This window comes from Paraburkholderia terrae, from assembly GCF_002902925.1.
GTDB lineage: Bacteria > Pseudomonadota > Gammaproteobacteria > Burkholderiales > Burkholderiaceae > Paraburkholderia > Paraburkholderia terrae.
On sequence record NZ_CP026112.1, the window covers coordinates 1,576,572 to 1,592,521 of the forward strand.

Here is a 15,950-nt window from a genome sequence, read left to right on the forward strand (position 1 = left end):
CCGCACCTTCGTGCAGCAAAGCGCTCCCGCGGTGATAAGCTGAATGAAAGCGCGCGTCATGCGGCCCGCAAGCTGACGCGTGCTTCTTCCATCGCCGCCGGGAGGCTCATGTCTGCGACCGCCCCGAAGTGGAGACAGCAAATCCGGCTGTGCACCGCGCACGACGGCGCGCGCATCGCGTACGCGACCTGTGGCAGCGGACCGCCCATCGTCAAGGCCGCGAACTGGCTGAGCCATCTGGAGTTCGATCTCGCGAGCCCGGTATGGAGCCATATGATTGCCGAGATGTGCCGCGACCATACGCTGATCCGCTACGATCAGCGCGGCTGCGGCCTGTCGGATCACGACGTCGCCGATATTTCATTCGATGCATGGAAGCAGGACCTGATCGCCGTCATCGATGCGAGCGGTGTCGACCGCTTTGCGCTGCTCGGCATTTCGCAGGGGGCGTCGATCGCCATCAGCTATGCCGTCGCGTTTCCGGAGCGCGTCTCGCATCTGATCCTGCATGGCGGCTATGCGCGCGGACGGCTGGTTCGTTCGCGCACCGAGCAGGCGCGCGATGAAGCCGAAACCCTCGCCAAGCTCGCCGAGATCGGCTGGGGCCAGCACAATCCTGCCTTCCGCCAGTTCTTTACGACCCAGTTCATCCCGGGCGGCACGGCCGACCAGCACCGCTGGTTCAACGAACTCGAACGCATTTCGACCACACCGCAGAACGCCGCGCGCATCATGCGCGTCTTCAACTGCATCGACGTGGTCGATCTGCTACCGCACGTGCAATGTCCGACACTCGTGCTGCACGCAGTGCGCGACGCGCGCGTGCCGTTCGAAGAAAGCCGGCTGCTGGCGAGCCTGATTCCCAACGCGCGCTTCGTGCCCCTCGAAAGCGAGAATCATCTGACGCTCGAATCCGAGAACGCGTGGCAGCGCTGGCGCGACGAAGTGCGCGGCTTCCTGCCGCCGGCTAAGCACGCCAACCCCGTGTTCTCGTCACTCACGCGGCGCGAGCGCGAGATCGTCGAACTGATCGCGGGTGGCCGCGACAACGCGCAGATCGCTGCGCGGCTCGGTCTATCGGAGAAGACCGTGCGCAATCACATCACGAGCATCTTCGCGAAGCTCGAAGTGGAAAGCCGCGCGCAGGCCATCGTGATGGCGCGCAAGGCGGGCTTCGACGCGCCCGCTGCCTGATCGTCGCCTTGACGCACTGCATGACGGGGCGCATGTCCCGGCTTTTCGCGGCTTTGCTGCAGTGCTCACAGCGAGTACCGGGACTCGCGTCTCATGTCCGATCAAATGCCGATCCGCACAATGCGCATCAGCGTTTCGCTACGGCACGCAACACACCACGGCGCAGCGCTTTGAGTCGGCGCCCTCTCTCTTCGTTCTTCTTTCGGCGCCACCCCACTGCAATCCCGCCGAAATGGAGTTCTCAGATGCAAGCTGTAGAGTATCAACTGCCTTCCCATCGCTACGCCAAATGCGTCGAAGTGTCCAAGCGAATCCGCTGGGATATCGACAACGACGTGATCCGCGGGCGCACGCTCGATATCGATCAGAAGTTTCTGCCGGACGGGCTGTCCCAGGTGTATCGCCTGCCGTTTCTGAATGACGCTGAGCGCCGCTTCTATTCGCAGGTGCAGGGTCGCACGTACGCGAACATGTTCAAACTCGTCGAACGCTTCATCGGCGCAAAGATGCTCGAACTAGGACGCGATCATGCGCTTGGCGACCAGATCGCACTGGAAGCCGTCGTGCGTCTGACGGACGAAGAACTGAAGCACCAGGAACTGTTCCGCCGCATCGAGTTGCTCGCGGGCGCGGACATGCCCGCAGGTTATCGCTTCCTGCCCGATCCAGACGATATCGCCATGTTCGTGCTGGGCAAATCGACGTGGGGGATTCTCGCGCTGACTTGTTTCATCGAAATCTTCTCTCAGGTGCATTACCGTCAGAGCATCGAAGCGGACGACACGCTCTCGCCGCTGTTCAAGGACGTGTTCATGTACCACTGGAAAGAAGAATCGCAGCACGCGATCATCGACGAACTCGAATGGATGCGCGAGGATGCGAAGCTCGACAAGCCCGCGCGCGATGCTGCCGTCGACGATCTGATCGCGCTGGTGGCGGGCGTCGACGGCGTGGTGCAGATGCAGGCGACGGAAGATGCCGCGTACTTCTGCCAGCATATGGGCCGTACGCTGTTGCCCGCTGAAATTGGGGAGGTGCAGGCGGCGATGCTCGACGCGTATCGCTGGCAGTACATCGTTTCTGGTGTCGAAGAGCCGCGCTTCCGCTCGCTGCTCACGAGCGTGATCGACGAGGAGCAGGGTCAGCGCATTTTCGCGGCGCTGGCGCCGATCATGAAACCGACGCTCGATCGGCAGACGTTGCCGCTTGTCTGAGCGAGTATCGGTTGCACTACGCGTGACATGCAAACGGCGGGCGCCTCAGGGCGCCCGCCGTTTTTCATGCGATGCTCTCGCGAACGCCAATGCCGATTTTCCCGCCCTCGCCGATATGCGACACTACGCACGCAAACCCATGGCACCGCTAGCGCAGAGGGCGTATGAAGGTTCCGTACCGATACCTGTCCGCGATGGTCATCAATGTCGCGCTGCCGTGGCTCGCGTACCGGCTTGCGCTGCCGCATTGGGGCACGACGGGCGCGCTCGCCGCATCGGCCGCGCCGTTGATCGCGTGGATCGCATGGGACCTGTACCACTCGCGGCATTTCGATTCATTGAGCGCCATCGTGCTGGCGGGCATCGTGCCGCTGCTCGCGTGGGCGCTGATCGACCGGGGCGAGCACCGGCGCGCGCTCGAAGACCCGATGGTGGCGGGCGTCATCGGCATCACGTTTCTGCTGTCGCTGCTGCTGCGCAAGCCGATGGTCTACTACCTCGCGCGTTCGACGGCGTCGCGTGAATCGCTTGAAGGTGTCGAAGAGTTCGAGCGCCACTATCGTGACCGTCCCAAGCTGGTCGCGCAGATCCGCCGGATGACGGTGGTGTGGGGCATCGGCTTGACGGCCGAGAATGCCGCGCGTTACTGGGTCGTGACGAACTTGAGCGACGCGCAACTGGCGTTGCATATTTCGATGGCGCTGCGCTGGGGCGTCTATGGCTCGCTCACGCTATGGACCCTCTGGACGCGGCGCCGCCTCAAACGCATTGACGCTGAGAGAAAAATGGAGTCTGCATGAAAGAGCCGCTATTGATCGCCGATGCACGTTTGCCCGATGGCACGCACGTCGACGTGTCGATCGTCAATGGCCGCATCGACGCGATAGGCCCTGATTTATGGGTCGAAAACGACGTCGTGCGCGAAGATGCCAATGGTGCGCTACTGTTGCCTGGCTTCGTCGAAGGCCACACGCATCTCGACAAGACGATGTGGGGCATGCGCTGGTATCGCAACGAAGTGGGACCGAAGCTCACCGATCGCATCGAAAACGAGCGCCGCTTTCGCGCGCAAAGCGGACACGACGCGGCCGCTGCTTCGCTCGCTTTGGCCCGCGCCTTCTTGCAGGCGGGCACAACGCGCTTGCGCACGCATGTCGATATCGATACCGACGCCGGCCTGAAGCACCTCGAGGGCGTGCTGAAGACGCGAGACACACTACGCGACGTGCTCGACATGCAGACGGTTGCGTTTCCGCAATCGGGCATGCTCAAACGCAAGGGTACCGTCACGCTGCTCGACGAGGCGCTGCGCGCGGGCGCCGACGTGCTCGGCGCGCTGGACCCGGCCTTGATCGACGGTGATCCCGTCGCGTCGCTGAACGCGACTTTCGATCTCGCCACACGCCATCAGAAGCCAATCGATATCCATCTGCACGAGCCCGCCGAGATCGGCGCATTCACCCTGAAGCTGCTGCTCGATCGCGTCGAGGCGCTCGGCATGCAGGGCCGCGTCGTGATCAGCCACGCGTTCTGTCTCGGCGCACTCGCGCCGCGCGAGCGCGATCCGCTGCTCGAACGGCTCGCGTTGCTGAACGTCGCGCTGCTCACGACAGCGCCCGCTTCCGTGCCCGTGCCGCCGCTTGCCGCATGCATCGAGAAAGGCGTCACGCTGTTCGGCGGCAACGACGGCATCCGCGATACATGGAATCCGTTCGGCTCGCCGGACATGCTGGAGCGCGCGATGCTGATCGGCATGCGCTACGACTTGCGTCGAGACGATGCGCTCGCCATCGCGTTCGACTGCGTTAGCCACACTGCTGCACGCGGCTGCGGGTTCGCCGACTACGGCCTGCACGTGGGCGCGCGCGCGGACCTCGTGCTCGTCGACGCGGAAACCGTCGCGCATGCCGTTGCTGCGCGTCCTGTGCGCAAGCTGGTCGTGGCGAATGGGCGGATCGTTTCGCGCGACGGCGTGCTGGTCGAAGGCGTGTGAACCGCCCTTGCTGATGAACAAACAAAAAAGGCCCCGGCATGTGAACCATGCAGGGGCCAAGCTTTGCGCTGTTTTATACGTTAACGCTCAGGCCACTTACGACGCCGTCATGACAGGCACCACAGCCGCCGGATCGCTGATGCTCGTCTTACCCGTTTCGACGTGACCGGCAAGGCGGCGCTGGAACGACGCGTCGTCGTTGTCGCTCACCGTCAGGTCGTACCAGTGGTGGCTCGCCGACAGCACCCATGCCTCTTCGATCGACCCGTTCGGCGGCACGATCACCGGGCGCGGATGCGCGCCATACGCGTTATCGACCACCGAGAGCCGCGCGATGCTGTCGCCATGATTCGTGAACTTCAGATACACGTTGCCATTGCCGACGTCGTAATGCGTCTTCACTTCCGGCAACGCCGGCTTGCGGTTGTGGCCGAACAGGCCCTGCGCATTGGCCTGGTTCGACTGCGGCTGCGCGTTGCCCGCGAAGCGGCGCACGAAACCATTCGGGCCGTACACGGTGAACGCGTACACGCCATTCGTCGACGACAGGTTGAAGACGTCCTTCAGCGTCTTGCCCGCTTCCACCGTATAGCGCCACGGACCATCCGTGCGGTTGGTCGAGTACACATAGAAGTGCGCGCCCTGATCACCCGTGTTGCCGATTTCGATCGTCAGCGAGTTCGCCTTCTCGTCGACCTTGCCGTTCACGTGCAATTCATACGGCAACGCACGCGCGAAACGGATGCCCGCTTCCTGCGGATCGATCGCGCCCGGCACGGCAGGCACCGTCGGCGCGGGCTGCGTCGCGCACTGGTTGTCGGCCATACTCTTGTAGTTGCTTGTGTCCGGCAGCGGCGGCATCTTCGCATCCGGCGTGCGGAAATCGAATGCCGTCGTGAGGTCGCCGCACACCGCGCGGCGCCATGCCGTGATGTTCGGCTCATGCACGCCGAAGCGCGTTTCGATGAAGCGGATCACCGACGTGTGATCGAACACCTGCGAGCACACGAAGCCGCCCTTCGTCCACGGCGAGACGATCGTCATCGGCACGCGCGGTCCGAGACCGTACGGCAGGTTGTCGGCCGTATAGCTGCCGCCGCGGCCCGGATTCACTACGTCATGAATCTCGCCGTCCGCCGTCACCGTTGAAAGCCCTTGCGCGCGCGACGTCGCCACTTGCGGCGGCACGACGTGATCGAAGAAGCCGTCGTTCTCGTCGTACATGATGAAGAGCACCGTCTTGCTCCACACCTCGGGGTTCGACGTCAGCGCGTCGAGAATCTGCGACGTGTACTCCGCGCCATACGCGGGCGTGTACTTCGGGTGCTCCGAGTACGCGGCGGGCGGGCACAGCCACGACACTTGCGGCAGGCGGTTGGCCTGCACGTCGGCCTTCAGGTCGTCAATCGTGCGCACCGTCTGCGCGCGCTGGAACAGCGACGAGCCCGGTTGCGCGTTGATGAAGTTCTCGAAGTTCTGCAGGATGTTCGTGCCGTAGTTGCCGTTCAGCGGGTCCGAGCCGTCCGTGCCCTGCTGATAGATCTGCCACGAGATGCCGGCCGCTTCCAGACGTTCCGGATAGGTCGTCCACGACAGCAGTTGATACTTCGGCGGCACGTCGCCATCCACGAAGTCGTTGTTGTCGAGCAGCGGGCCGCCCTTCGTGCCCGTCGGATCGACCATGCCCGTCATCAGGTACGAGCGGTTCGGGTGCGTAGGTCCCGGCAGCGAGCAGAAGTACGCGTCGCAGATCGTGAACGCATCGGCCAGCGCGTAGTGGAACGGAATGTCCGAGCGCAGGTGATAGCCCATCGTCATGTCCGTCTTGTTCGCGGGCCACTGGTCGTAGCGGCCGCCGTCGATGGCACCGTGCGTCTTGTACCACGAGTGATCCAGATCGCCGACGCATTGCGCGCTCGTGGTCTGCGTGTTCAGGTGGAACGGCAGCACGGGCTTGGTCGGATCGGCTTTCGACGGCTGATACCAGACGGGCTTGCCATTGGGCAGCGGAATCGGAAAGCGGTCGTTGTAGCCGCGCACGCCGCGCATATGGCCGAAGTAATGATCGAACGAACGGTTCTCCTGCATGAACACGACAATGTGCTCGACGTCACGGATCGAGCCCGTGCGCGAATTGGCGGGGACGGCGAGCGCATTGCGGATCGATTCCGGCAGCATCGTCACGGCGGCGGCGGCGCCCGCGGACGTTGCAGCGGTCTTTAGAAAACGGCGACGGCTATTGGATGTCATGATGTTATTGCCTTCTTCTCGGGGGGAAAGGAATTAACAAGGGAATAACCGCGCGTATTCACGCGCGTTTCTTTGTTTCTTTATTTCTTTATTACCTGAACGTCGATTCAATGACTCTCTTCGCCTGGCGCGTAGCGAAGAACGGGCGTGACCTGCTGGTTGTCGGCGGCAACGCTTGCCTGCGCGCTGAGAATGGCGGCGCTGTCCTGCGAGTTGCTTCGCGTGTTGTCGGCCGCGTTCATGCCGCTCGCGGCCGGCGTATTGAACGCGCTGGCCGAATTGCCCGTCGTCGAAGACGGCAGCGGCAATCCAGACGGCGACGCGGAAGGCGCAGCGGTATTGGCTTGCGACGCGACAGGCGTGGAGTTGCTGACCGTGGCGGCATCGTCTGCCCCGCATGCGGCGAGGGCGAACGATGCAAGCACAACGATTGCGCTCACGCGCAAGGAAGAGAGAGGGAGTCCGTTCATTCGAGCGTCCAGGTTCCAGCGGAATCGACCGATGACGGCTTGCCCGGGAAGGCTGGCCGTCGCTGGAAACGCAGTCTGAAGTCGAATGAAGAACTTATTGTGAAACGTTTGACAAGGAAAAGAAATACCTTGAAATACTTCTTATCGGAAAGCCATTAGAAAGCGAAAAGAAACACGAAAGTCATCATGCAATTGTCTTTAAAGCACTTCGGCATTAAATGCCAGATTGCTTTCCTTGCGTTTCGCATACGCGGCATATTCGACCGGCAACGCGTCATGGCTTGCGCTCGTCGGTATTACGAGCGGCGTGCCTCGCGCGAACTCGACGCAACATCTTGCAAGCACGTCCGTCGGATCGACGAGATGTGCGCTGCGGCCTTTGCGCGTCACCGTCGCCGCTTGCGGGAAAAGAAGCGGCAGCTCGGTGCAGGCAAGCAGAATGACTTCAACCCGCTGCAACAACAGACTTTCGACGGCCGCGATGATGTCATCGGCGCACTCGCCGTTCGTGAAGCCCGCCTTCACGCCCCGCGCGCCGTAGATCGCGTTCATCACGCGCGCCTGCATCGCGAGCGGCGGCAGGACCTGGGTCATGCCGCGCGCTTCGAGCGCCGAGCGATAAACACCGCTTGCAATCGTGCCGTCCGTGGCGAGCAGGCCGATGCGATCGACGGCGGGAAACGTCGTGCGCAGATAGTCGGCCGTCACGTTCATCATGTTGATGATGGGCACGCGCAAGCGCGCTTCGATCGGCCCGATGAACGCGTGCGCGGTATTGCACGGAATCGCGATCAGATCAGCGCCGCCGTCTTCGAGCTTTTTGCATGTCGCGTAAAGCGCGAGCGTCGGGTCCGCGCCACCGCCCGTCAGATGATCGGTGCGGTCGGGAATCTGCGGGTTCTGTTCGACGATGACCTTGATGTGATCCTGATCGCGCGCGGCGGGTGTATTGCGCACGACCTTGTGCATGAAGTCGACTGTCGCGGCGGGCCCGACGCCGCCGACCACGCCAAGCTTGATCGGACGCGCCGGCTTGCGATGCTCGGCGAACAACAGATGTTGCGCGTACACCGAATAGCTGTCGACGATCGGCACGGCCAGCGCGCCGAGCCGCCGCAGCGACAAGGCGCTATCGGTGCTGCCCGGCAGCAGCACGTCGACGCCCTGCCCGATCAGCGTTTCGCATGCTTCATGCAACCCGTCCACGCCCTTCAAGGCGACGCTCACCACTTCGATCCGCGCGCTCTCGCCATATCGTTCGAACAGACGGCGCTCGCACAGCACCGGCGAGGTCAGCACGCCGACACGGCGCGCAAGCGGAAAACGCTGGCGAATATGCGCAAACAGAGCGGCCACCATATCGACGATAGCGAGCGTCGTGTTCTGCTGTAATTCGTCGATAAACAAATGGCTTTCGAAGCATGGCAGCGCAACAGCGGGCAAGCCGCGCTGTTCGAAATCGCGTATCGCATCGAATACCCGCAACTTGTGTTGCGCTGAACCCGCAACATAAGAAATTGACGCACGGCGCTCGATATCCGATATGCGTTCGACAGCAATATCCAATGGCTGAAACGTACGCGCAGTGGCATTGGCGTCATGCATTTTGCGCAACACATCCACGCTTGCCAGACGCGCCGCGCCGCCGACAATGCCGAGCGCACGCCGCCCCATCCCAGACGATGTATTCATACTCCCTCGCTTGCTGTCTTATTGGATGCGCGCATTCCGGCGAGGCCGATGTCCTGGCCGCCGGCGCCTTACATCGAATCCCGTTATCGCGGCGCCGATCAGAATATAAATCCGAATGAGCATTTATGTCGCATGAATAAAAGGGAAAGTTTTCCTATAAACAACAGGCTTGGCTAATTCGCGCTTTTTAACGGTTGCCAATTGCGTGTGGTTAACCCCTACATGCGCCGGAATTGTTAATTAACGGCGACTGATTCCATTCCGAACGGCAACCCTATGCTCGCTTATCCCACTCGCTTCGGGTCCATCCCTTGCTGAATTCGCAGCCTTGGGGAGGCAGAAAGACGCCAAAGCGCCAAATGGAGACCCGTGAAGATGGCAACGAAAAATCCACACGACAGCGATGACGAATTGCAATGGCGTGCGATCGGCGCGCACATGACCGACAACCGGCGCGTGCTGGTCGTCGACGATTACGCCGATGCCGCCGACGCGTTGCAACTGCTGCTATTCGCAAACGGCTTCGAATGCCGCGCGATGCACCGCGCCGAGGACGTCTGCGAACTCGCGTCCCAATGGCAGCCATTTGCGGTCGTGCTCGACATTGCGATGCCGGGCGTCGATGGGCTCGAGCTTGCGCGCCGCCTGCGCGCCTCTGAATCGACCTCGCATATGTTGCTGATCGCGTGTACTGGCTACGCGTCGCAGCTCGATCGCGAGCGGGCTCGCGAAGCCGGCTTCGATGCGCATTGCGCGAAACCGCTCACACCGCAACGGCTGCTCGAACTGTTGAAGCGGGCGACATCCGACGACGCATAGCGCGTGTGTAATTCATACAGGCATGCCTGCGCCGTGCCGCGGCATCCATACCGCAGAGGACTAGTCACGCGCCTTCACACATCATGGGCGGCAACGGTGACAGGGGCAGGCACGCGAACTGCTATCGCATTGTTAGCCCTCGCCGCACAAAGGTTTAGCGCGCCCGGGCGGCTGCGGCGAAGCACCAAGGGAGGCGCTAGCCGGGGATCTCGCGTTGACAGACAGGAGATTAACGATGCATAGAAGAAATTTCATACTGAGCACCGGCGCCGCACTTGCTGCGGGCGGTCTTGCCCTCTCGGGCTGCACGATGACGGGTTCGAATTCCACGACGAGCACCAGCAATTCGGACAAGCGCCGCGCGATCGATTCTAGCGTCGATGAAACGCTCTCGCGGCTCTACACGACCGCGCACGGCTCACGCGAACTGGTTGCGAAGGCGCGTGGCGTGCTGGTGTTCCCATCCGTCGTGCAGGCGGGCTTCTGGATCGGCGGACAATATGGCCAAGGGTCGCTGCGCGTCGGCGGGCAAACGGTGGGTTACTACAGCACGGCAGCGGGTTCGTTCGGCCTGCAGATCGGCGCGCAGTCCAAGGGCGTGATCTTCCTGTTCATGACGCAGGATGCACTCGACAGCTTCCGCAACAGCCAGGGCTGGTCGGTTGGCGGCGATGCGACGGTCGCGCTCGTGAAGGTCGGCGCGAACGGCAACATCGATACGACGACGGCTACGAAGCCCGTGCAGGCATTCGTGCTGACCAATGCCGGTCTGATGGCGGGCGTGTCGCTTGAAGGCGCGAAGATCTCGCGGCTCGATATCTGAGGCGCAATAGAGCGCCGATGTACACGGGGCGCGCAATGCGCCCCGTATGACGACATTGAAGTGTCGAACGCTCGTGCAGGATCAGTACGCCTGTGTAAAACCCTCTCCTTTTCCCAACGCGATTTTGCATTCGCACGTCAGCACCCATCCATCGCGCACGTTCACCAAGTTGACGCATTTCATCCTCTACAGTGCTTCATGCACCGCAGTCCCGCGTCGCTCAAAGATCTGAAGAAAACGCCGAGGCGCGCCGCAGAAGCTTCACGATATGCGCCTGCCTATGGCACAACGCTTGCTGCTCACCGAGTCGTCGTCCCTTGCCTCTATCCCGGACCCGATCCGACGCACGGATCGCGCCAGCCATCTGCGGCGGCAATTCAAGCGTCTCACTCAATCTACTCTTTCACCAGGAGTCACAACCTTGACGCTGAACGTCCTTCTCGTCGCCTCGGAGGCGATGCCGCTGGCGAAGTCCGGCGGTTTGGGCGATATGGTGAGTGCGTACGCCGCCGCGTTGCGCGACGCGGGCGTCGCTTCGACCATTCTGTTGCCTGCGTATCCTGCGGCACTCGAACGCGCAGTGAGCGTGACGCCCATCTGCCGCATCGGCGGCTTGCCGGGCGGGGACGCGCGACTGTTGCGCGCGCACATGCCGGATACGGGCGTGCCCGTCCTGCTCCTGCAGATGGACCACCTGTTCAAACGCGACAACCTCTATCAGGACGAGCAGGGCCGTGACTATCTCGACAACGCGATCCGCTTCGCGTCGCTTGCGGCCGCCGCGACGCGCATTGCGCGCGGCGTGCGCGGCGTGCAGAAGCCCGACATCGTGCATGCGCACGACTGGCACACGGGCCTCACGCCGCTGTTGATGAAGCTCGCAGGCGTCGCGGCGAAAAGCGTGTTCACCGTGCATAACCTTGCGTTTCAGGGCAACTATCCGCTCGCGCTCGGCAGCTGGATGGGCGTGCCGCCCGAACTGCTCACGCCCGCGTTGACGGACGCGCGCAGCATCGAGTTCTACGGCGCGCTGAGCATGATGAAGGCGGGCATCGTGCATGCGGACCAGGTCGTCACTGTCAGCGAGAACTACGCGCGCGAAATTCTTACGCCGCACTTCGGGCATCTGATGGAAGGCGTGCTGCAGGCGTGCTCGCACAAGCTGTCGGGCATCACGAACGGCATCGACAGCGCGACGTGGAATCCCGCTACCGACCCGATGATCGCGCGCGCCTTTTCCGCCGACGACGTGCGCGGCAAGCAGGCCTGCAAGCGCGATCTGCAGCAGACCTTCGGCCTGACGGTCGATCCATTCGCGCCGCTTGTTGCGATCGGCAGCCGTCTCACGTCGCAAAAGCTTGCGGACGTCGTGGTCGAAGCATTGCCGTTACTGCTCGCGCGCGATGCGCGGCTACAGGTCGCGATTCTCGGCAAGGGAGACGCGTATCTCGAAGCCGCAGTGCGCGACCTCGCCGCCGCGTGGCCGCAGCGCGTCGGCGCGTACATCGGCTATGACGAACGGCGCGCGCACATGCTGCACGCGGGCGCCGACCTGTTGTTGCACGGCAGCCGTTTCGAGCCGTGCGGCCTCACGCAGCTCTATGCGCTGCGTTACGGCACGATCCCCGTCGCATCGCGAGTCGGCGGGCTGCGCGACACGATCGTCGATTACACGCCCGAGCGTTCGCCCGAACTTGGCTTGCCCGAAGACGGCGCAACGGGTTTTCTCTTCGATGGCGAAACACCCGAGGACGTCGCGGCTGCCTTGCAGCGCGCGCTCGACGCGTTCATGCGGCCTTCGTCATGGCATGCGCTGCAGCGCAATGCAATGCGGTGCGATTTCAGCTGGCGCAAGCCGGTACAGGCGTATCTGAAACTCTATGGCATGTTGACGGATGCACGCCCGGCGCAACCGCGCGTCGACGTCGAACGCGTCGCAGCGGCGTCGGCGCAACGTCGCGCGAATGCGAGTGGCGCAGCGACCGGACAGGCTGCGTGGAGCAATGGCGCGGCGTCGCAGGAGACGGTGGCGCGAAGCGCGTGAAGATGACGCAACAGCCCACATACAGGCTGTGCAAAAGCAACGGACCTCTTCTCGCGAAGAGGTCCGTTTTTCTTTTAGCACTACCACTGCCTCTCAGGTCCGCCACTACGCCGACAAACTCGCGCCTTCAAATAAGCTCACTCCGTCAAATGCTCTTCGAGCCGCTGGAAGATCCGCTTCGTCTCGCCCTTCGCATGCAACGAGAACAGCAACAGCGAGCGGCCCGTCACCTGATACACGTCGCCCGATCCGAAATCAGGCAATTCGTCGCGCTCCGGCGCGTTCGTGTCGATCATGCAGCTCCACTGATCGCTGCCCGGTATCTCCGGCAACATGAAGTCGACGACGTCGTGATACGCGTTGATGACAAGCAGCAACGTCGCATCGGAGGCTGGACGCCGGATACCGCTCGCCTGCGCACGCCCGTCGATCACAAGACCGAAGCAGCGCATCGCCGAGTCGTCCCATTGCTCGTCCGTCAGCACGACGCCGACGGGACTCAGCCATTTCACGTCCATCACGCCGATGTCTTCGCGCATCTCGCCCGTGAGAAAGCGGTTGCGCCTCAGCACGGGTAACGCGTGGCGCAGCGTCGTCAGCTTGCGCACGAACTCGGTGAGCGCGCGGCCGTTGTCGTCGATACCCGACCAGTCGATCCAGCTGACCTCGTTGTCCTGGCAATAGGCGTTGTTATTGCCCCTCTGCGTGCGGCCGAATTCATCGCCGGCCAGCACCATCGGCGTGCCTTGCGAAAACAGCAGCGTCGCGAGCAGGTTGCGCTTCTGGCGCTCGCGCAATGCGATGATTTCGGCGTCGTCGGATGGCCCTTCCTCGCCGCAATTCCACGAGCGGTTGTCGCTGTGACCGTCGTTGTTGTCTTCGCCGTTCGCCTCGTTATGGCGCTCGTTGTACGAGACGAGATCGTTCAGCGTGAAGCCGTCGTGCGCGGTGATGAAGTTCACGCTCGCCCAGGGGCGCCTGCCGCGCCGGTTGAAGAAGTCGCCTGAAGCGGTGAGGCGTTTGGCGAGATCGGCGGCGGACGCTTCGTCGCCCTTCCAGAACGAGCGCACCGTGTCACGAAAGCGATCGTTCCATTCAGCCCAGCCAGGCGGGAAGCCGCCCACCTGATAGCCGCCCGGTCCGCAGTCCCACGGCTCCGCGATCAGCTTCACGCTGGAGATGATCGGGTCCTGCCGGCAACTGTCCAGAAAGCCGCCGCCTTCGTCGAAACCATAGGGCTCGCGCCCGAGGATAGTCGCGAGATCGAAGCGGAAGCCGTCGACGTTCATCTCCGTCACCCAGTAGCGCAGACTGTCCGTGACCATCTGCAGCACGCGCGGGTGTGAGAGATTCAGCGTATTGCCCGTGCCCGTGTCGTTGATGTAATAGCGGCTTTCTTCAGGCATCAGCCGGTAGTACGACGCGTTGTCGATGCCGCGAAACGACAGCGTCGGCCCACGCTCGTTGCCTTCGGCTGTATGGTTGTACACGACGTCGAGTATCAGTTCGAGACCGGCATCGTGCAGCCGGTCGATCATCTCCTTGAACTCTTCGATCACGCCGGGACCGCGCGCGAAGTAACGCGGATCGGCCGCGAAAAAGCCGATCGTGTTGTACCCCCAGTAATTCGTCAGCCCTTTGTCGAGCAGGTATGAATCGTTGACGAACGAATGAATGGGCAACAGTTCGAGCGTCGTCACGCCCACGCGTTTGATATGGTCGATTACGGCTTTCTGCGCGAGGCCGTCGAAGGTGCCACGCATCTTTTCTGGCACGCCGGGATGCATCTTCGTATAGCCGCGCACATGCGTCTCGTAGACGATTGTGCGATCCCACGGCACGCGCACGCGCGTCGGATGTGTCCAGTTGAACGTCTGGTCGACCACCTGGCACTTCGGCATGAACGACGCGCTGTCGCGCTTGTCGAACGTGAGATCGTCTTCCGTTTCGAGCGTATAGCCGAACAGCGACGGGTCCCAGCGCAATGAACCGACATGCGCCTTCGCGTACGGATCGAGCAACAGCTTGTTCGGATTGAAGCGATGACCGGCCTCGGGTTCATACGGACCGTGTACGCGATAGCCATACACCGTGCCCGGCTTCAGGCCGGCCATATGCACATGCCACACTTCGTCGGTGTATTCGGGCAGTTCGATGCGCTCGAGTTCCTGCTTCCCTTCGTCGTCGAACAGGCACAACTCGACCTTCGTCGCATGCGCGGAAAAGAGCGCGAAGTTGACCCCTCTGCCATCCCAGGTCGCGCCGAGTGGAAACGGCAAGCCCTCGGAAATGCGGGAATCGGTTGGCATCGTTGTGTTCCTCAGGCAATTGGATAGGCGTGACGCGTGTGATGTCCGCGCGCACGCAGCAACGTAAACCTTTAGCAATCGGTATGCCTGACAGGTCAATGAAATGCATGAAGCGCCAGCAGGCGCTTGAACGCCTTGCATTACGGCATTCGTTTGTTCGCCTCTGCGCGGAGCCCGCAAAATCCAAAATAGACGGACGTGCCCGAGGCTGCTGCGGAGTCAGACTTACAACGACGCCGATATTTTTTGCTAAACGCTCTTACTTGCAAAACACCCGCGTCGCGCGCGCCATGCATGCCCGCACGGTGCGCGGCGGCTGGCTGGAAGTCCCGCTGCGCATGGCAACGGGCTATGTGCGGCAGCGCGGTGAACCGACCGCGCAGAGGCGTCAAACGTGTCGCCGACGGGATTGGCACGGGTCATGCGTGCGTGCAAACCAATTGACGATGACGTTTTGCTTGCACCCGAGCCCGGCTGCGAGATCAGAAGTTTGCCTGTACATATGGATTCGAACGCACTATCGGACAGCCGCCTTCCTACCATCCTGCTCATCGACGACGAGCCGGACCTGCTGATCGCATGGGCGCTTCTGCTCGAACTGGAGGGTTTCCACGTACTCACGGCCTTCGAGCCGCGCAAGGGGGTCGAGCTTGCGCAGCGCGTGCATCCCGCGCTTGTCATCACAGATCTGATGATGCCCGGCATGGATGGCGCCGAGGTATGCCGCACGCTCAAGAACGATCCCGATCTCGACGGCATGCCCGTGATCCTGTGGAGCGCGTCGACCGACATTCCAACCGACCTGGATTGCGAATGCACGCTGCACAAGCCGGTTGCGCGCGAGACTTTACTCGATCAGGTCGATCTGCTGCTGGGCCGCCTGCACGACGGCGCCAGGCCCGTACGCGGCGGGGGCGATGCGTCGTTGAACTAGCGCCAGGCGAGGCAACCGTTGTCGCTGCTCACGCCGCGCGCACCTCCGGAAAGCAATCCCAACAGTCAATCGAACGCTGCCTTCGCGCAACGATGGGCAACACGCGTTGCGGTCCATCGTCGAAGTTCGCAAGCCATTGCGCCAGCGGCGCGAGCCAGGCGTCAATTCGTTGCACATTCAATCGATAGTCGCACGGCGTCGTCTGAGA

The 15,950-nt window shown here is 62.4% G+C and carries 12 protein-coding genes; 8 read left to right on the forward strand and 4 right to left on the reverse strand.

Annotated features, from left to right (window positions below; translation table 11 throughout):
- Positions 1–108: 108 nt before the first annotated feature.
- The 4 genes from C2L65_RS23245 (at position 109) to C2L65_RS23260 (ending at position 4,401) form a co-directional block, all read left to right on the forward strand.
- Positions 109–1,194, forward strand: coding sequence for an alpha/beta fold hydrolase (locus C2L65_RS23245; RefSeq protein WP_042308162.1), 1,086 nt, complete (start codon positions 109–111; stop codon positions 1,192–1,194).
- A 245-nt stretch (positions 1,195–1,439) separates the two neighbouring features.
- Positions 1,440–2,408 (forward strand): hypothetical protein, encoded by a 969-nt coding sequence (locus C2L65_RS23250; RefSeq protein ID WP_042308164.1) that lies wholly within the window; start codon positions 1,440–1,442, stop codon positions 2,406–2,408.
- Between the two features lie 164 nt (positions 2,409–2,572).
- Positions 2,573–3,208, forward strand: a complete 636-nt coding sequence (locus C2L65_RS23255; protein WP_042308167.1) for a VC0807 family protein — start codon at positions 2,573–2,575, stop codon at positions 3,206–3,208.
- Complete coding sequence (locus tag C2L65_RS23260) at positions 3,205–4,401, forward strand: amidohydrolase family protein (RefSeq protein WP_042308169.1); 1,197 nt, start codon at positions 3,205–3,207, stop codon at positions 4,399–4,401. Before C2L65_RS23255 ends, C2L65_RS23260 begins: the two co-directional genes overlap by 4 nt.
- Positions 4,402–4,497: 96 nt before the next feature.
- On the opposite strand, the gene C2L65_RS23265 is transcribed toward C2L65_RS23260, so the two are convergent.
- From C2L65_RS23265 to cuyB, 3 genes are all read right to left on the reverse strand, one after another.
- Positions 4,498–6,651 carry a phosphocholine-specific phospholipase C gene (locus C2L65_RS23265; RefSeq protein ID WP_042308172.1) on the reverse strand — a complete coding sequence of 718 codons (2,154 nt, stop codon included), beginning with the start codon at positions 6,649–6,651 and terminating at the stop codon, positions 4,498–4,500.
- Between the two features lie 107 nt (positions 6,652–6,758).
- On the reverse strand, positions 6,759–7,121 hold the full coding sequence (locus C2L65_RS23270) for a hypothetical protein (protein ID WP_042308174.1): 363 nt from the start codon (positions 7,119–7,121) through the stop codon (positions 6,759–6,761).
- Positions 7,122–7,319: 198 nt separating this feature from the next.
- Positions 7,320–8,813, reverse strand: coding sequence for a cysteate racemase (gene cuyB, locus C2L65_RS23275; protein WP_042308176.1), 1,494 nt, complete (start codon positions 8,811–8,813; stop codon positions 7,320–7,322).
- Between the two features lie 375 nt (positions 8,814–9,188).
- Here cuyB and C2L65_RS23280 point away from each other — a divergent pair, with 375 nt between their 5' ends.
- The 3 genes from C2L65_RS23280 (at position 9,189) to glgA (ending at position 12,499) form a co-directional block, all read left to right on the forward strand.
- Positions 9,189–9,632 (forward strand): response regulator, encoded by a 444-nt coding sequence (locus tag C2L65_RS23280; protein ID WP_042308177.1) that lies wholly within the window; start codon positions 9,189–9,191, stop codon positions 9,630–9,632.
- Between the two features lie 235 nt (positions 9,633–9,867).
- Complete coding sequence (locus tag C2L65_RS23285; RefSeq protein ID WP_042308180.1) at positions 9,868–10,455, forward strand: BPSL1445 family SYLF domain-containing lipoprotein; 588 nt, start codon at positions 9,868–9,870, stop codon at positions 10,453–10,455.
- A 421-nt stretch (positions 10,456–10,876) separates the two neighbouring features.
- On the forward strand, positions 10,877–12,499 hold the full coding sequence (gene glgA / locus C2L65_RS23290; protein ID WP_042308183.1) for a glycogen synthase GlgA: 1,623 nt from the start codon (positions 10,877–10,879) through the stop codon (positions 12,497–12,499).
- A gap of 137 nt (positions 12,500–12,636) precedes the next feature.
- Here glgA and glgX read toward each other — a convergent pair whose 3' ends face one another.
- Positions 12,637–14,808 carry a glycogen debranching protein GlgX gene (gene glgX / locus C2L65_RS23295; RefSeq protein ID WP_042308185.1) on the reverse strand — a complete coding sequence of 724 codons (2,172 nt, stop codon included), beginning with the start codon at positions 14,806–14,808 and terminating at the stop codon, positions 12,637–12,639.
- Positions 14,809–15,310: 502 nt separating this feature from the next.
- Here glgX and C2L65_RS23300 point away from each other — a divergent pair.
- Entirely contained in the window at positions 15,311–15,742 is a 432-nt protein-coding gene (locus tag C2L65_RS23300) for a response regulator (protein WP_042308187.1), read from the forward strand.
- Positions 15,743–15,950: the final 208 nt, after the last annotated feature.

What these genes read in the sequence shown, in the direction of transcription:
- C2L65_RS23260 (WP_042308169.1), top strand. Translation starts at nt 3,205, where the DNA reads ATGAAAGAGCCGCTATTGATCGCCGATGCACGTTTGCCCGATGGCACG.
- glgX (WP_042308185.1), bottom strand. Translation starts at nt 14,808, where the DNA reads ATGCCAACCGATTCCCGCATTTCCGAGGGCTTGCCGTTTCCACTCGGC.
- C2L65_RS23265 (WP_042308172.1), bottom strand. Translation starts at nt 6,651, where the DNA reads ATGACATCCAATAGCCGTCGCCGTTTTCTAAAGACCGCTGCAACGTCC.
- C2L65_RS23270 (WP_042308174.1), bottom strand. Translation starts at nt 7,121, where the DNA reads ATGAACGGACTCCCTCTCTCTTCCTTGCGCGTGAGCGCAATCGTTGTG.
- C2L65_RS23250 (WP_042308164.1), top strand. Translation starts at nt 1,440, where the DNA reads ATGCAAGCTGTAGAGTATCAACTGCCTTCCCATCGCTACGCCAAATGC.
- C2L65_RS23245 (WP_042308162.1), top strand. Translation starts at nt 109, where the DNA reads ATGTCTGCGACCGCCCCGAAGTGGAGACAGCAAATCCGGCTGTGCACC.
- cuyB (WP_042308176.1), bottom strand. Translation starts at nt 8,813, where the DNA reads ATGAATACATCGTCTGGGATGGGGCGGCGTGCGCTCGGCATTGTCGGC.
- C2L65_RS23285 (WP_042308180.1), top strand. Translation starts at nt 9,868, where the DNA reads ATGCATAGAAGAAATTTCATACTGAGCACCGGCGCCGCACTTGCTGCG.
- C2L65_RS23255 (WP_042308167.1), top strand. Translation starts at nt 2,573, where the DNA reads ATGAAGGTTCCGTACCGATACCTGTCCGCGATGGTCATCAATGTCGCG.
- C2L65_RS23300 (WP_042308187.1), top strand. Translation starts at nt 15,311, where the DNA reads ATGGATTCGAACGCACTATCGGACAGCCGCCTTCCTACCATCCTGCTC.
- C2L65_RS23280 (WP_042308177.1), top strand. Translation starts at nt 9,189, where the DNA reads ATGGCAACGAAAAATCCACACGACAGCGATGACGAATTGCAATGGCGT.